The organism is Sphingomonas oligophenolica (genome assembly GCF_039522915.1).
In the GTDB taxonomy this organism is placed as follows: domain Bacteria; phylum Pseudomonadota; class Alphaproteobacteria; order Sphingomonadales; family Sphingomonadaceae; genus Sphingomonas; species Sphingomonas oligophenolica.
Window position 1 is genome coordinate 43,583 of sequence record NZ_BAAAEH010000002.1, and the last position, 16,540, is coordinate 60,122.

At 65.6% G+C, this 16,540-nt stretch carries 12 protein-coding genes; 6 read left to right on the forward strand and 6 right to left on the reverse strand.

Annotated elements, in window-relative coordinates; genetic code table 11:
* Positions 1-96: 96 nt before the first annotated feature.
* Both ABD050_RS00485 and ABD050_RS00490 read left to right on the forward strand, forming a co-directional pair.
* The gene (locus ABD050_RS00485) at positions 97-5,616 is read left to right on the forward strand and encodes a hypothetical protein (protein WP_343887145.1); all 5,520 of its coding nucleotides are present in this window, start codon (positions 97-99) and stop codon (positions 5,614-5,616) included.
* A 59-nt stretch (positions 5,617-5,675) separates the two neighbouring features.
* The gene (locus ABD050_RS00490) at positions 5,676-6,818 is read left to right on the forward strand and encodes a TIGR03032 family protein (protein ID WP_343887146.1); all 1,143 of its coding nucleotides are present in this window, start codon (positions 5,676-5,678) and stop codon (positions 6,816-6,818) included.
* A 208-nt stretch (positions 6,819-7,026) separates the two neighbouring features.
* Here the strand turns inward: ABD050_RS00490 and ftsH are convergent, their stop codons facing one another.
* Together ftsH and ABD050_RS00500 are read right to left on the reverse strand one after the other, a co-directional pair.
* Positions 7,027-8,913 (reverse strand): ATP-dependent zinc metalloprotease FtsH, encoded by a 1,887-nt coding sequence (gene ftsH, locus ABD050_RS00495; RefSeq protein WP_343887147.1) that lies wholly within the window; start codon positions 8,911-8,913, stop codon positions 7,027-7,029.
* Between the two features lie 324 nt (positions 8,914-9,237).
* Positions 9,238-9,984, reverse strand: a complete 747-nt coding sequence (locus ABD050_RS00500; RefSeq protein WP_343887148.1) for a Crp/Fnr family transcriptional regulator — start codon at positions 9,982-9,984, stop codon at positions 9,238-9,240.
* A 242-nt stretch (positions 9,985-10,226) separates the two neighbouring features.
* On the opposite strand from ABD050_RS00500, the gene ABD050_RS00505 reads away from it, so the two are divergent.
* A complete protein-coding gene (locus tag ABD050_RS00505) occupies positions 10,227-10,949 on the forward strand; it encodes a Crp/Fnr family transcriptional regulator (RefSeq protein WP_343887149.1) in 723 nt (240 codons plus the stop codon).
* On the opposite strand, the gene ABD050_RS00510 is transcribed toward ABD050_RS00505, so the two are convergent.
* Positions 10,950-11,102 (reverse strand): hypothetical protein, encoded by a 153-nt coding sequence (locus tag ABD050_RS00510; protein WP_343887150.1) that lies wholly within the window; start codon positions 11,100-11,102, stop codon positions 10,950-10,952.
* Between the two features lie 250 nt (positions 11,103-11,352).
* Here ABD050_RS00510 and ABD050_RS00515 point away from each other — a divergent pair, with 250 nt between their 5' ends.
* From ABD050_RS00515 to ABD050_RS00525, 3 genes are all read left to right on the forward strand, one after another.
* Entirely contained in the window at positions 11,353-11,571 is a 219-nt protein-coding gene (locus ABD050_RS00515; protein ID WP_343887151.1) for a hypothetical protein, read from the forward strand.
* Positions 11,572-11,595: 24 nt separating this feature from the next.
* On the forward strand, positions 11,596-12,093 hold the full coding sequence (locus tag ABD050_RS00520) for a hypothetical protein (RefSeq protein WP_343887152.1): 498 nt from the start codon (positions 11,596-11,598) through the stop codon (positions 12,091-12,093).
* An 83-nt stretch (positions 12,094-12,176) separates the two neighbouring features.
* Positions 12,177-13,220, forward strand: a complete 1,044-nt coding sequence (locus ABD050_RS00525; protein WP_343887153.1) for a hypothetical protein — start codon at positions 12,177-12,179, stop codon at positions 13,218-13,220.
* On the opposite strand, the gene ABD050_RS00530 is transcribed toward ABD050_RS00525, so the two are convergent.
* From ABD050_RS00530 to ABD050_RS00540, 3 genes are read right to left on the reverse strand one after another with little or no spacing between them, the layout of a single operon-like run.
* Positions 13,217-14,323, reverse strand: coding sequence for a serine hydrolase domain-containing protein (locus tag ABD050_RS00530; RefSeq protein WP_343887154.1), 1,107 nt, complete (start codon positions 14,321-14,323; stop codon positions 13,217-13,219). The genes ABD050_RS00525 and ABD050_RS00530 overlap by 4 nt on opposite strands.
* 44 nt (positions 14,324-14,367) lie before the next feature.
* Positions 14,368-15,642: a putative glycoside hydrolase gene (locus tag ABD050_RS00535; protein ID WP_343887155.1), complete on the reverse strand. Its 1,275-nt coding sequence runs from the start codon at positions 15,640-15,642 to the stop codon at positions 14,368-14,370.
* Positions 15,639-16,445, reverse strand: a complete 807-nt coding sequence (locus tag ABD050_RS00540) for a polysaccharide deacetylase family protein (protein ID WP_343887156.1) — start codon at positions 16,443-16,445, stop codon at positions 15,639-15,641. Before ABD050_RS00540 ends, ABD050_RS00535 begins: the two co-directional genes overlap by 4 nt.
* Positions 16,446-16,540 lie beyond the last annotated feature (95 nt).

The window sequence follows — 16,540 nt, forward strand, 5'->3', positions numbered from 1 at the left end:
TGTCCGAACGCGATGCAGCCCTCCAAGCAAACGGGGATCAGCTTCATGTGGAAAAATGGGTTCGCCATCGGCCAGGGTTCGGGTTCAGGTCGATCGTTGCAACGGCTTCGCTTCGGAACATGCCTGACGACGACCGCCGCCGCGCTGCTGGTCGGTGCCGCTCCCGCCCGGGCAGCCCCGGCGCCGCTGCTGACGCTCAGCGCGATTGCGCTGCCGCCGCAGGGGACCCGCAGTGGTGCGCACGCACCCATTTTGCCACTCGACCTGACCGTTCGGCGCGACACCGGTCCGGTGCGACGCGCGCGCGGCAATGCCGCAGCCGGCATTACCGTGACGGGCGTCGCAACCCAGCGCACGAGCGCTGCCGCGGTGCCCCTGCTCGATCCGACGCTGGTTCCCGCCGCGGCGCGCGCCAGCCTGGTGTCCGGGACCGACGTCACCGTCGACGCCGGCACGGTCACCACAACGGATGATTATGCGCATGGCGCGGACACCTTTGCGACCGGTACAACGGCCATTACCGCAGATCACATCACGACCTCGGGTTCACGCGCCGACGGGGTCCACGCCATCGGCTATGGCGACATGACGATCAAGGCCGGGGCCGTCGCGACCAGCGGCTACCGTGCCGACGGCATCTACGCCAACACCAATCTCGGCGGCGCAACCGGTGGGATCACCATCACCGCCGACAGCGTTTCAACCAGCGGGCTCGCCTCGACGGGCATCAATGCCGCCGCCTATCACGGCGCGATCAGCATCGACGCGGGCAGCGTCAGGACAAGCGGCTATGGCTCCGACGGCATCAACGCCTGGAGCTATGAGCACGACGCGACCGTCAAGGCCGGCACCGTCGCCACCAGCGGCGATGCGGGGCGCGGAATCGTGGCTTATTCGGGCGGCACCACCACCGTGATTGCCGATACCGTCACCACCAGCGGCGCCGGTACGGGTCACGACAGCGATGCCGGCGGCATCATGGCGGTCGGCGCCGCGGTGACGGTGCGGGCCGGAACGGTCAGCACCAAGGGCGACTATTCTGCAGGGATCTACGCGATCTCGAACCGCGTCCATGACAATGGCCAGGCCGATCGCGACATCACCGTCACCGCCGGCACGGTGACGACCAGCGGCAAGGCATCGGACGGCATCGATGCGATCAACTACGCGACCGGCAAGACCAGCGTCACCGTCGACCACGTCGCGACCAGCGGCGATGCATCCTGGGGCATCTATGCAGGCGGGCTCGGCGATATCTCGGTCAAGGCCGGCACCGTCGAGACGAAAGGCGGCAGCGCCGCGGGTATCGCGGCAACCAGCGTCTATGGCGCTATCGACGTGACCGCCGATTCGGTCGCGACGCATGGCGACCATTCGAACGCGATCAACGCGGTGAACTACAGCCAATATGGCGCGACCACGATCAAGGTGGGCTCGATCAGCACCGACGGTGCCGGATCGGCCGGCATCTATGTCGGCGGCTCAAACGCCTATCAGGGCGCCAGCCATGTCGTGACGGTCGATGCAGGCTCGATCACGACCAGGGGTGATCTCGGCGCCGGGCTTGTCGTGCTGACGGGCGGCACCGTGAACGCCAATGTCGGCGACGCAACGATCGAGGGCCAGCGTGCGCGCGGGATCATCATCACCACCAACGAGGGCGACATCAACCTGACCGCCGGCAACGTCGTGACGAAGGGCGCGGTCGCGCTTGGCCGCGACGCAAGCGGCATCGCGCTCAGCGACAATTATGGCAACGTCACGGCTGACATCCAGTCGATCGCGACGGCGGGTGACCACAGCTCGGGCATCATCACCAACGGTTTCTCCTCGAACCAGAGCTTCACCGTGCATGACGGAATCACGACCACCGGGGTTCATTCGGCGGGCATTCTTGCAATCCTGCAGGGTGGCAACCTGTCGATCGACAGCGGCGCGATTACGACCGGCGGCGCGGGGAGCAACGGCATCAACGCCTATATCGCCAATGGCGACGCCACCATCCGTGTCGGGGATCTCGCCACGCTCGGCGACGATGCCAACGGCCTGAACGTCCAGGTGGGCAGCTATGACGGCACCGGCCACAAGATCGCCATAGATGTCGGCTCAGTCACGACCAGGGGTACCGACGCGAGCGGCATCCTCGCCGGCGCTCAGGGCGGCGATGTCGATGTGACCGGGCAGACGATCACAACATCGGGCACCCATGCCGCCGGCATTGCGGTTGCGGCAGGGAACGGCGTCGACGCCGACGGCAATGTCTATGGCGGTAACGTCACGATCAATGTCGGTACCGTCGCGACGAGCGGCGACGGCGCCAACGCCATCGATACCGCCGCGACGCAGAGCACCAGCATCACCGCAGGGAGCGTGACGACCATCGGCGCCGGGGCGGACGGTATCCATGCCTATGGCAACGGTCCGGTCACGATCGACGTCGGCTCGGTCGCCACCAAGGGTGACCACAGCTACGCCATTTACGCGCTCACCGCCTCGGGCGACGTGTCGATCAAGGCCGGCAGCGTCGATACCAGCGGTTTCCTCGGGCACGGTATCCGTGCCGCCAGCTATAGCGGGAGCGTCACCGTCGACGCCGGCACCGTCACCGGCGGCGTCGGCACCGGCATCGACGTACGCGCCGGCTATGGCGATCACGGCGATGCGACCGTGACCGCCGGTACGATTGTCACCAACGGGGCCGGCATCGTCGCGCTCGCCGGCGACAATGTCACGATCAATGTCGGCAACGTCACGACGCATTCGGGCACCGAGGACGCCGGCACGCAGCTCGGCCAGGGGATCAGGGCGATCGGCCATGGCAATGTCGATATCACCGCCGGCAACATCATCAGCACCGGCTATTGGGCGGAAGGCGTCACCGCGGTCGCGTCGGCGTCCTTCAACACCGGGCAGGAGCCGGGCAACATCACGATCGATGTCGGCAGCGTCTCGACGGTCGGTGCCAAATCGACCGGTATCTATGCAATCGACACCGGCTATCAGAATGGCGGCAGTCAGACGGTGAACATCAAGGCAGGCCCGGTCTCGACGCTCGGCGACGCGGCGAGCGGCATCTATGCCGTGGGGCCGAACGTGACGATTGCGGCGAATGGCCCGGTTTCAACCGCAGGCGACCTCGCAACCGGCATTTACGCCGCCGCGATCGGCGGGGCGGCGACCGTAACCGCGGGAGATGTCTCGACCAGGGGCGATTTCTCCTCGGGCGTCCGGGCGTTCAGTTCCTTTGGAACCGTCGACATCACCACCACCGGCGCCATCAACACGACGGGTGCGAACAGTTATGGCGTGCTTGCCTTTGGTTCGGCGGACCTGACGATCAACAATAGCGGATCGGTCAAGACTGAGGGCCGGTTCGCGCGCGGGCTCTATGCGATCAGTAGCACCGGCCATTCGACGATCACCAACAGCGGCGCGATCAGCACCAGCGGAAGCTTTGCCGAGGGAATCCGCGCGATCTCCTTCGCTGACGGCGTCGACATCACCTCGATCAGCACGACGGGCGCTTACTCGGCCGGCATCATCGCCGGGCGCGACCGCACCGGACGAAACGACAGGACAGGGGCCCTGGCGGATACCGCCCTCCCGACGGTGAGGGTCGTGGCGAACACGATCTCGACCACTGGTGCGCACAGCAATGGCGTGGTTGCGGTCAATTATGCGTTCGGGGGCAGCACCAGCGTCGATGTCGATAGCATCACGACCACGGGCACCAGTTCGGCGGGTATCGCCTCGGTGACATTCGGCGATCTCGCCATCAAGGCGGGCAATATCCATAGTGGCGGTGTCGCGATCTACGCCCGCACCCTTGGAGCGTACAGCCAGGCCATCACGGTCACCGGCTCGGCGGTCTCAAGCGGCGATACCGCGATTCTCGCTTCAACCTTCTTCGGCGACAGCGTCATCACGATCGGCAAGGGCGCGAGCGTGATCGGGGGAGGCCATCGCGATCCGGTCTATGGCGGCTCCGGCGACGGGATCCTGATCGATCTCTACGGCGCGACGGGCACGATCAACAATGCCGGTACCATCGCGACCGCCGGCGACGGCTTCGCGATCGAAGCGACCGCCGGGCTCGACTATTACGGCCATGCCAGCAGCCGGATCACCGTCAACAACAGCGGCAGGATACTTGGCGCCGTCAAACTGGGCGCGGGTGCCGATGTGCTCAACAACAGCGGCGTGTTCGTCGCGACGAAGGACAGCGATTTCGGTGGGGGCGGCGACAGTTTCGTCAATAGCGGGACGCTATTCGTTGCGCCGGGAGTCAAGGCGGGAACAATCGCCTTCGCCAATCTCGCCACGTTCACGAACCAGAGCGGCCTGATCGACTTCCGCAACGGCATGGCCGGCGACGTATTGAAATTGTCGGGCAGCTTTGTCGGCTCGGGCAGTTCATCGCTGGCGGTCGACCTCGACGGCGCAACGGCCGACCGGCTCGAGGTGGCAGGGGCCGCGACCGGCCACACCGGCATCATCCTCAATATCGCCGAGAACGACCTGCATCTGTTCGCGTCACCGGTCACGGTGGTGAAGGGCGGCACGGGCAGTGCTGCGGATGCCTTCTCCATCACCAATCCCGATATCGGCCTGCTGCATTATGGCATACGCTATGACGCCGTGGCCGGTGCGTACGGCTTGACCGCCGCGGCGGGCGCGCCGGTGTACCGCACGCTCAACATCCCCCGTGCGGCACAGGCAACCTGGCTCCGTGCCGAGGATGCGTGGGATGCGCATATCAGCGAGAAGCGCGATGCGCGTCTCGTGGATGGCGACGGCTTCGGCCAGCGACTCTGGGGCCAGATCTATGCCGGAGTCACCAATCAGGACGGGACGCGATCGCTCGACGGGACCAGCATCGCAACCGGCTACCGCCAGGATTATTATGGCGGCCAGGTCGGGCTCGATCTCGCCGGCAAAACGACGGAAACAGGCGGGCTGCTGTTTGGCGTGACCGGCAGCTACCTCTCGTCCCACCTCAACGGGCGGGACAGCGCTGACCGGACTCAGTCGGACTCGGTTGAACTCGGCGCCTATGCGAGCTTCCTGGCTGGACCGTTCTTCGCCAACCTGCTCGGCCAATACGGGCATGACTGGATCAGAGCGCGCAACGCGACGCTCGGGTACAGGGACCGGCTGAGCGGCGACAGCTATGGCGCTGCGCTCCAGGCCGGCGCACGCCTGGGCACCGACCGATTCTATGTCGAGCCGACCGTTTCGCTCTCTTATGTCGCGACCGCAATCAGCGATCTCCACGCGCTTGGTCAGACGATCGACTTCGACAGCCGTAACGGCCTGCGCGGGAAGCTCGGCGGACGGATCGGCGGCGCGCTCGACATGGCTGGTGGCGGCAAGGCGGTGTTCTATCTGCGGGCCAATTATGTACATGAGTTCAAGGGCGAGGCTGGCCTCGATTTCCTGTCCGGCGGCACCGGCCAGCACGTTTCCGGCATGCGGCCGAGCGATTATGGCCATGCCGCGCTCGGCGTGAACCTGTTCACGGCAGGCCGCGTGTCCGGCTTTTTCGAGGGCGAAACCGACTTCGGCGGCGGGGCGAGCGGCGGTGGCGGTCGCGTCGGCCTTTCCTTCAAACTCTGACCATGTGGGGCGGGGGAGGCGCTGCCGCCTTCCCCGCATCGATCGAAATGCGAGATATGATGACCGAGCAAAGCTCCACAGGCGCGAGCGCCTATCCGACTGGACACCCAACGACCGGCCAGGCCTTCGCGCCCGGGCAGGAACCCATTGCCGCAACGCCGGGCACCACCAGCATTACCGTGTCGCGTGGCTTCAACGCCTGGCTGCGCAGTCACGATACCAGCCTTGCCTTTACCTCGTACCAGACCGGGCAGCTCTTCCTGGTCGGTTCGCATCCAAATGGTACCGTCTCGTTCAACCAGCAGAATTTCCAGCGGGCGATGGGGTTGTGCTGGATGCCGGGGCGGCTTTACCTCGGCTCGCTCTTCCAGCTCTGGCGTCTCGAGAACATGCTGCGGCCGGGTGAGCTCGCCAACCAGGCGTTCGACGCAGTGCTGGTGCCCCGCAACGCCCAGACCACCGGGGATGTCGATATTCATGAAGTCGGGATCGACGACGAGGGCAGGGTGGTCTTCGTCAACACCAAATATAGCTGCCTGAGCACACTCGACCTGACGCACAGCTTCAGGCTCGTCTGGAAACCACCCTTCATCTCGAAGCTCGCGCCGGAGGATCGCTGTCATCTGAACGGTCTGGCGATGGACAAGGGCAAGCCGCGCTTCGTGACTGCCGTCAGCCGCTCCGACGTCATCGCCGGCTGGCGGGAGCGCCGCCACGAAGGAGGGGTGCTGATCGAGGTCGAGACCAACCGCATCGTCACTGACCAGCTTTCGATGCCACATTCGCCGCGTGTGGTCGGAGGCACATTGTATGCGCTCGACAGCGGCCGCGGGCGGATCATCAGCATCGATCCGATGAGCGGCGCCAAGACAGATATCGCCTTCTGTCCCGGCTTCCTGCGCGGGCTCTCGATCCATGATGGCCATGCCATCGTCACGGTGTCGAAGCCGCGCAACGGTGCCTTCAACGGTCTGTTGCTGGACGGCGAGATGAAGGCCCGTGACGCCGAGTCGTGGTGCGGCATCCTCGTCGTTAATCTCGCCTCGGGTGATATCGTCGAATGGATACGGCTGGAGGGCCATATCACTGAGCTGTTCGATGTCGCCGCCATGCCTGGAGTCCGCTGCCCAATGTCGCTGGGGCCGGCGACGGTCGAGATCCAGAACTCGATCAGCTTCGAGGTGGGGGGTAGGGACAGATAGGCTTGGGCCGATCGGGCACCGGGGCACCATCAGGCCAGGACGCCCTGTACGCCATTCAGGGCGCCGCACCCGTATCGTCGCCTGCGCCAGCGGGCAGGGAAAATGATTCGGACAATCAGGCTGGTTCTCGATCCTGGTGAAGGTGCTGTGCGAAAACATGCCGGCCGAGGCCGCGGGCCTCTCAGGCAGGACTCGCGCCGATCGGAGGTCATCCCGCCGATGATCCGGCAGGGACGGTGTCTTCGAGCAGGCGCTTCAGATCCGCCTCGTCGAGCGTCTCGTGCTCGATCAGCAATTGGGCGCCTCGCTCCAGAATCGCCCGGCGCTCGCCGAGAATGGTTCGCGCCCTTTGGAAAGCTGCTTCGACCAGGGAGCGCACTTCATCGTCAATCAGGGCCGCCGTCGCCTCGCTAAAGTCGCGCGTGTTCGCGCGCCGCGGCTGATTCCCCTCGTCGAGAAAGGGCCGTGTTTCGTCTTCATACACGACCTGCCCCAGCTTCTCCGACATGCCGTACCGCAGCACCATGTTACGTGCCATGTCGGTCGCCTTGGCGAGATCGTCCGCGGCGCCGGTCGAGATATCTCCCCCGGCCGCGAGTTCCGCTGCCCGCCCGCCCAGCAACACCGCCAGGCGGTCGCGCAGTTCCTCCCGCCCGAGCAGGAACCTGTCCTCGACCGGCCGCTGCATCGTGTAGCCGAGCGCGCCCATGCCGTGCGGGATGATCGAAACCTTGTGCACCGGGTCGGCGCCCGGCAGCGTCGCCGCGACCAGTGCGTGGCCCATCTCATGCCACGCGACCGCACGGCGCTCCTTCGGGTTCATCAATCGACTGTGTTGCTCGAGCCCCGCGACGATCCGCTCGATGCCGGCCGTGAAGTCCGCCATCGAAACCATGTCGGCATTGCGGCGTGTGGCATGGAGCGCGGCCTCGTTGACCAGGTTGGCGAGATCGGCACCAGTAAAGCCCGGCGTCAGCGCCGCGACCTTGTCGGGGTCAACATCTGCGGCGCAGGTGATCGCTCGCAGATGCACCTTCAGGATCGCCGTGCGCCCGTTGCGATCCGGCCTGTCCACCTGGACGTGCCGATCGAAACGGCCGGCGCGCAGCAATGCCGGGTCGAGGATCTCTGGGCGGTTGGTCGCCGCAAGAATGACGACCCCGCTGCGCGTGTCGAACCCGTCCATTTCGGCGAGCAACTGATCGAGCGTCTGTTCCTTTTCGTCATGCCCGCCAGTGATGGAAAGCCCGCGGGCCGAGCCGAGCGCGTCAAGCTCGTCGATGAAGATGATGCACGGCGCATGCTGGCGTGCCTGTTCGAACAGGTCACGCACCCGGGCGGCACCGACGCCGACGAACATCTCGACAAATTCCGAGCCGGAGATCGAGAAGAAGGGCACCCCCGCCTCGCCGGCGACCGCCTTGGCGAGGAGTGTCTTGCCGGTGCCCGGCGGGCCGACCAGCAGCACGCCCTTGGGCATATGGGCTCCAAGCCGCCCGTAGCTGACCGGGTCCTTGAGGAACGCGACGACCTCGCGGAGCTCCGCCTTTGCCTCCTCGACACCAGCCACATCGTCGAACTTCACACCGGTGTCGGTTTCGACATAGAGCTTCACCCGGCTCTTCCCTATGGAGAGCAACCCGGTGGTGCCCTGCGTCCCCAGTCCGCGCAGCATGAACCACCAGACACCGAGCCATACGAGAACCGGGGCAACCCAGGAGGCGATCGTGCCGAGCCACCCGCTGCCGGGGTCACCGCTGAAGCGGACATGATATTGATCGAGCTGGCTGGCGATCTGCGGATCGACGCGGTCGGTCACGAACTGCGTTCGACCATCCTTGTCCGGCGTCTTGAGCGTGCCGCTGATCGCCGTCGCCGACACCTTGATCTCCTGCACTTGGCCGGCGCGGAGGCGCGCCAGGAAGTCGCTATAGGCGAGGGGCGCCGTCGCCACGCCGCTGAACAACAGCTGGAGTCCTAGCCACCCGATGACGAACGCAATCCAGAACCACCCGGGCATGCGCCGCTTTTCAGGCGGCTTTTGCGACGCCTTCATCGCGGACGGATTGGCGGGGGCATCTTCCGGCCGGTTCAATCCAAGTTTTCCCAAAATCGGCATGTCGTGTGTCGCCCATCTTTCGCCCCTGGTGCTTCGACCTATGCCGGCAGCCATGCCTTGGTAATACGTGATGACCACGACTGATCCGGCTTTCGAAGCAGGTTTTCCGCTCGCCGGGTTTCCGTTGCGAGGATGTCGGATCCCGCCCGATCATCGACTTGGCCAAAGGCAAGCCTCCCGCAATCGGCTGCCGGAAACACGGAGCGAGGCTGCCGCACTGGTGTCGACCTCGTGTCACCTTGCGATGGAGCCGATGCGCGCGAGATTGAAACAATGGCGGTGGAGATGCGCGCAAGGCGTTCACCGCATCATCGCCACCTTCTCATCCGGGAGGTGCAGGTAGCCGCTTTGAAAATCGCCGGCGATGAGCAAGCCCTGCCAATCCGCAATCGCCACGGCCCGCTTCGATCGGTGGATCAGCCCGTCGTCGCTCAGAGACTTCAGCATGCGGTTGACATGAACGGGCGTCAGGCCGGTGCAATCACCAAGTTGCTCCTGCGTCATCGGCAACTCGTAACCGTTCTCCTCGCCGATCCCGGCTGCGGCGAGCCGCAAGGCGAACTCGCACAGGAGATGTGCGAGCCGCGTGCGCGCGTCGCGGCGCCCGACATTCGCAATCCATTCCCGGAAGATCGAACCGTCCACCAGGGTGTCATGCCACATCGCCTCACCGATAGCGGGGCGGTCAGCCGCGATCCGTCGTATCGCCGCGCGTGGCACCATTGCGAGTTCCGAGCGGGTCAAGGCCTGGACGTAATGATCGGCCGTGTGCAGTAGCGCGTTCTGAAGGTCGACGAGATCGCCGGACATGTGGAGCGAGACGATCTGTCTCGCGCCGTTCGCCACGACCTTGTGCCGATAAACGAAGCCGGAGCGGATGACGCACGCATGCGTCGTCTGGTCGCCTTCCCGCACGATCATGCCCTTGGGCTCGATGGTCTTCAATATGTAGGGCAATGTGAGCAACGCCTCGCGGTCGGCCTCAGCCAAGGTTGCCCAATATTCGAGCTTCCTGAGCATAGGTATCAGCGGCGAGGCGGTGAGCATCAGGTTCCTCGATGGCGGTCGAAACGCGGGGCCTGCGGACCATGAGGGCGCCCGAAACAAACCTCTGTTAATTCACCTAGTTGGTGAATGGATCGCTTCGACAACTTATGTTGGAATGTCGATCTTGTTCCGGATTAACAGGCGGCCGCAAACGGGCCCCTGGCGAGCTCTGATCGACCCCGCACATTGCCTTCAAGCGACCAGACGGCTAGTCGTTCAACACGACAGAAAAGGTTGCGCTCATGGCGAATGCGCTCACGAGAAAACTGGAGCGCGTTGCCGACCTTACCGCCGGCGAGCGCGAGGTCCTCGAGAGCCTGTGTGATCGCCCGCGTATCATTCGCGCCGGGCAGGACATCCTCCGGGAAGGGGACAGGCCTGAACACCTCCATCTGGTCGTCGAGGGTTGGGCGATCCGCTACAATATCCTGCCCAATGGCGCGCGGCAGATAACCGCCTATCTGATCCCGGGGGATTTCTGCGACCTCCATGTCCTGGTCCTCGAGCAGATGGACCACAGTATCGCGGCGCTCGGCCCGGCCAAGATCGCCTACATCCCGAAAGCGACAGTCAATTTGCTGACGCGGCAATTACCGGAGCTCCTCCAGGCCCTGTGGTGGGCGACCCTGGTCGATGAGGGCGTCTTGCGGGCGTGGATCGTCAACATGGGCCGCCGGAGCGCGTTCAAGCGCGCTGGCCATCTCATGTGCGGGATGTACGAGCGCATGAACAATGTCGGCCTGGTCCATGGCAACGCGTTCAGCCTCCCTTTAACCCAGCGCGAAATTGCGGATACTCTAGGGCTGACGCCTGTGCATATCGGCCGGGTCATCAGCCGGCTTCGCAAGGAAGGGCTGATCGCGCTCCAGAAAAAAGAGCTGCTGATTCCCGATATCGAGCGGCTCAAGGCCATTTCGGGCTTCGACTCTCGATATCTTCATCCCGAGCATGTCAGGGTGAACTAGTCACCACATGGCTTTGCGCCAGCGTGACGGCGCGCGCGGCGGCCGGGCGCTCCTTTTCCATAGCGACGGATGGGAGGCAGTGCCGATTTCAGTTCGGCCGGGCGCGTCGTTCGTCTCGAAGCGCGCGGCGTGCGGATACTCGGCGAAGCTCATCCGGGCATCTTCGCTTCGCGCAAATGTTAATGAGAAAAGCCCGCGGGAACGGCCGGAAGCGTAGACGGCTTGCGGCGGGCCAAACCCGTCCGCGAGGGAAGCTCCGGCGATGCGCTGAAGATCACTTGGCAGAGCGATGTCTGCTCCGGGCCGCGTCCGTAATCATCCGTAGAGATTGCGCGCTGCGATCGGCCTAGTCTTGGAGGGTCTCGACCGTGAACAGAGGCGCTGCGCGTCGGAGGAGGACGTCGTGACCACCAGCGAACGCGGCGCCTTCGGCCAGGCGGTTCGGCCGACCAATGCGTGGCTCGAAACGCTGCTCCCGATTGGCCGGGCCTGTCTGCGACGGATCTTCAGTTCACGATGCTCGATGCCTATGCCCTGTCCGGGATGCACGGGGGTGCGGTCTTCTGGTTCTTTTGTCGGCGGCCGCCGGCTCGCCGCCGAACTGGACGCGCGCGGCACATGATCACTATTCCGACAGGAGGAGACGATGGCTGAACTCGCGCGTACACCCGGCCCCCTCAGGCAGATGTTCCAGCTGATCGACATGGCGCCCGAGCCGCATGATAGTGTCGTCGCGGAGGCGCTGGCGACATGGCATGAGCGGCGCGGGACCGAACTCACGCCGCAGGCGCGCGACCTGCGCGGAGATGCGAACGCGGCGGTCCGTGCCGGCAGCTTCCTTGCCAGTGCACTTGCCGGGCGTACGGATTTTGCGCTGTCCCAGGTTGGCGAAGAAGCGGCCAGATGCCTCGGGCTGTCACCGGCTGAGCATCGTCTGTCTGCAGCGACTCAGCTCCGGATCGCGGCCCGGCTGCGGCGCCTGTTCACGCTCGTCCTCGATTATGGAGAGCCGGTGCTTGGCCGCTTCGGCGAGGTCCATGGTCATGCCGGTCCTTGTGAGATGGAGGTGCTCGCGGCCCCGATCATCCTCGAGGGTGGCGATACTGGCGTGTTCTGCGCGCTGTCGAGCGGAGGGGGTCATTAGCGGTCATGCGAAGCGCGGGGCGCACCCTCCCTGGCGCAGCCTTGCGAGCGTGCCGGCGGCCGGAGGAAAGGGAGCGGCACGCCATGACCATCGCGACCGATAGCTCCAGGAGCGACGGCGCGTTCGCCGAAATCGTCGCGTTCCTTCAGAAGCCATGCTCCTATCCTGCTCCAGCTGAAGTGGAGACAGTCGAAACGCACATGTCGCTGGTGTTCCTCGTCGGTGACCGCGTCTACAAGATGAAGAAGCCGCAACGGCTTAGATTTGTCGATTTCACGACGCTCGAGGCGCGGCGGCGGAACTGCGAGCGCGAGCTGCGGCTGAACCAGGCGCTCGCGCCCGGCGTGTATCGCGACGTCGTCGCGGTGGTGCGCCGGTGCGACGGCGGGCTCGCGATCGGCGGCGCGGGAGAGCCCGTCGAGTGGCTGCTGGTGATGACCCGGCTGGACGATTCCCTTCTGCTCAGTGCGCGGATCGCCAGCGGCGCGGCCGGGCCGGAGGATATCGCCGGGCTCGCCGAGCTATTGGCAAGGTTCTACACTGGCTCGCGTCGGATACGCCTTACCGCCGCCGAGCATCTGGAATGGTGGGTGCAGGCGATCGCACGCGTCGAGGCCTCCCTTCGGGATTTCACTGCCGCGCTTGCTGAGCGAACCGTCACGGAGGCGCTCGCCCGGCTTCATCGCTTGCTCGCTGAGGTCGAGGTGTCGCTGGCGGAGCGCGCCGCGGGACGACGGATCATCGATGGGCACGGCGATCTCAGGCCCGAACATGTCTTTGTCGGGCCGCCATTGATGCTGCTCGATCGTCTCGAGTTCGACGCGCGGCTGCGCTGGGTCGATCCATTCGATGAAGCCGTTTTCCTCGGGCTCGAATGCGAACGGCTCGGCGCCTCCTGGGTGGGGCCGCAGCTGGTTGCATCATTGAGGATCCGGCTCGACGACGATCCGCCCCCGGCGCTGCTGGCCTTCTACCGCTGCTATCGCGCGTGCATGCGGGCGAGCCTGTCGATCGAGCATCTGCGCGACGCCAGGCCGCGAACTCCCGAACGCTGGCCGCGACAGGCCGCCGAATATCTCGACCTCGCATTCAGACCGTCGCCGTCGGGTGATCCGCCCCGCGGCTAGTTGCGCGTGCTTGCGATCGCGACGGCGCCCCGCCGCTCGGCGATGAGGCGCGCGAAGGCGTGGCGAAGCGGCATCACGTTGCCCCGGCCGTCGGGGTGAAGGCGGCTGGTGAGGACGATCAGAAAGCTGCTTGTGTCCGGATCGATCCAGAGCAGGCAGCCGGTATAGCCGGTGTGACCATAGCTATCTGGTCCAAAGGCCCGATCCATCCCCGCCGAATAGGCAGAGGATACATCCCAGCCAAGGCCGCGTCGCGCGCCGCCGGGCAAGGTCATGCCCCTTGTCATCTGCGCGACCGTTTCCGGCCTGAGGATGCGGGCGCCGTCGAGCGTGCCGCCCTTGGTGAGCATTTCGGCAAATCGTGCGAGGTCATCGGCCGTGGAGAACAGCCCCGCATGCCCGGCGATACCACCCATCCGGAACGCGGTGGGGTCCTGGACCTCGCCCTGCCGCATCCGCCCATCCTCGCGGTCAGTCGCGGCGATCCGTTCCAATCTCGCCGCGGGCGGCCTGAAGCCGGTATCCGCCATCCCGAGCGGCGCGAAGATGTGCGCCTGGGCATAGCGATCGAGCGGCTCGCCGCTGATGCGATGGACGAGCTCGCCGAGAACGATGAAGTTCACGTCGCTATACAGGAATTGCGTTCCGGGCGGTTTTACAAGGCCGCTTGCCGCCGCGCGCGCCAGGCCCTCCGCCTCACCGTCCCAGCGGGTCACGAGATCGAGGTCGGCCGGCAGCCCTGACGAATGTGTCAGCAGCTGTCGCACCGTCACCGCCGCCTTGCCGTTCTGCGCAAAGGCCGGCCAATATCGGGCGACGGGCGAGTCGAGGTCCAGCCGGCCGGCCTCGACGAGCTGCATCACGGCGGTGGTCGTCGCCACCACCTTGGTCAGCGAGGCGATATCGAAGATCGTGTCCGGGGTGAGCGCGACGCGCTCGGGCGCAACTTCCCGCGAGCCCAGGGTCTCGCGATAGGCGACCTTACCGTTCTCGCCATACAGGATCACCGCGCCCGGGATCCTGCCGGATTCGATTTCCGCCTGCGCGGTCGCGTCGAAGGCGGCAAAGCCGTCGGACCGTTGCGCCGGTGCGGCCGCCGGCACGCCAGCGCATGCGAGAACGAGGAGGGCCGTGACGGCAAAGTGTCTCAGCGCTTCGGCTCCTTTCGGACCAGCCCGGCGTCGGCATAGACATTGTTTGCGTTCCACAGCATCCACCCATCGGAACCGAAGTCCTGCGTAGCGCGGATCTGGAGCGCGACCTCGTCCGCGTCGAAGGACCTGTGATCGAAGGCATAGTCCTTAAACGCCTGCAGCCACGGGCGGAAGCGCTTTGACGAACCGCCGAGGCGGCGCTGTGCTTCGACGAGCGAACCGTGGACGATCGCATAGCTGTTGGCGACAGGGTTCCTGATGCCCGGTATCCCGAACCGATATCCCGAAGGGTACAGCATGGGCGAGAGATAATCGACCTGTGGCGCTATGTCCTCCAGGCGCTGACCGATCCCGGTATCGTCGAGGTTCCAGCAGACATAGCCGAAGATATCGGCGGCGGTGAACACATTATAGGGCACCAGCCGCTGTCGCGCCTCGGCGAGGAAGCCCGCGATCGCCGCGACCCGATTGGCCTGGGTCGAAGGCTGGGCGAGCGTAAGTCTTGCCGAGGAATCGGGAAAGCGGAGATAGTCGAACTGGATTTCATCGACTCCTGCCGCCGCGGCCTCGACGGCGAGATCGATATTGTAGGTCCGCACGTCCGCCTGGAACGGGTCGGCCCAGGCGAGGCCCTCGCGGTCGCGAAACAGCGCCTTGCCGCGGCGGATCGCCAGGTCGGGGCGCGCCTCGGCCAGCGGATTGTCCTTGAACACCACGATCCGGGCGATGACGTAGATGCCCCCGCCGTGCAGGCGCTGCACCAGCGCGGCCAGATCGGGGATTGTCGTCAGCTTGCGCGCGCCGGCGGTGGTGGCGAGCGGAACCGCGCTCGGATAGGGAATGGTGCCGCGATCGCCCTTGAGGTCGATGACCAGGGCATTTGCCCCGCCGGCCGCCACAATCGCCATCGCCCCGCCCAGCAGCTTTTGCGAACCAACGCCATAGACCGTCAGGTACAGGCCCTTCGGCGTGATCGGGGCGAGCCTCACCACGCCGTGGGCGCCGGCCAGGTCGGCGGCTGACATGGAGATCCGCCGATAACCCAGCGCTCGCACCAGGATCTGCCCAGGCGCCCCGCGCACGTGAAACCCGCCATTGGCGCCGATCCGCGTCTCGCGCCCACCGACCGTGACGATGCCGTCGGCGACCGCGGCGCCGGTTGTCGCATCGACCAGCCGGCCGTCGAGATCGATGGCCTGCGCCGATGCGCCGGGCGCAAGCAGGGCGAGACCGAGCGCGGCGATCGCAGCACGCAGCAGCCGCCTCATGGCCGGACCGCCGGCCGCGTTACGCCGATCAACCTGTCGAACCGCGCGCCCCGGTCGGCGTCGCTGACGGGAATGCGCGGCAAGGCGAGCAGGTCAGCGCCGGGCGCCGCCGGCCCGCCCTCATAAGCGAGCGCGACCGTGTAACCGGCCTTGCGCGCGGCGGCCTCGAGTTCGGCATCGACGATCCCGAAGGGCCAGGCGAGCATATCGACCCGGTTCCGCAGCCGCGCCTCGATCACGGCCTTGGATCGCTGCAACTGGTCGTCGACGAAAGCACGATAGTCCGTTGGAGATCGACGCCGGCGTTCAGCGTTGAAATTCGGGTGCCAATAAGTATGCGACTGCACCTCGACCAGGCCCGATGCCGCTATTTCGCGAAGCTGGTCCCATGTCATCGCATAGTCCGCATTCGATATCGCGGACGGGTAGATGAACAGCGTCACCGGCACGCGGTGCTTGCGGATGAGCGGGAAGAGCACCGTGTAGACCGAGCGGTGACCGTCATCGACCGTGATGACCGCCTGCGACGGCGCGCCCGCGCCGGGTCGTCGCAACGCCGCCGCCGCGTCGCGCAGTCCGGTGACTCGATACCCGGTTTCGGCAAGCTGACTCAGCTGCGTCTCGAACGTCCGGACGGTGATGGTTGTCGGTCCGGCTATTGCCGGGTCGAAGCGATGATAGGCGAGGATCGGAATCGCGCCCGGCACGCGTGCCGCGAGCGCCCGAATCGGAGCGATCGCGCCGAGCGACGCCGCGAGTCCGGCGAACACCACCGTACGCCGGTCAATGGACCCGCTCCGCATCCGCTGTCGATTCATTGCCAGGCCTCCATTGCGAGCGCCCGGGTTAGGATGCCTGGCCGGCAGGTCCTATCGTGGATATCACCTAGATTGGCGTG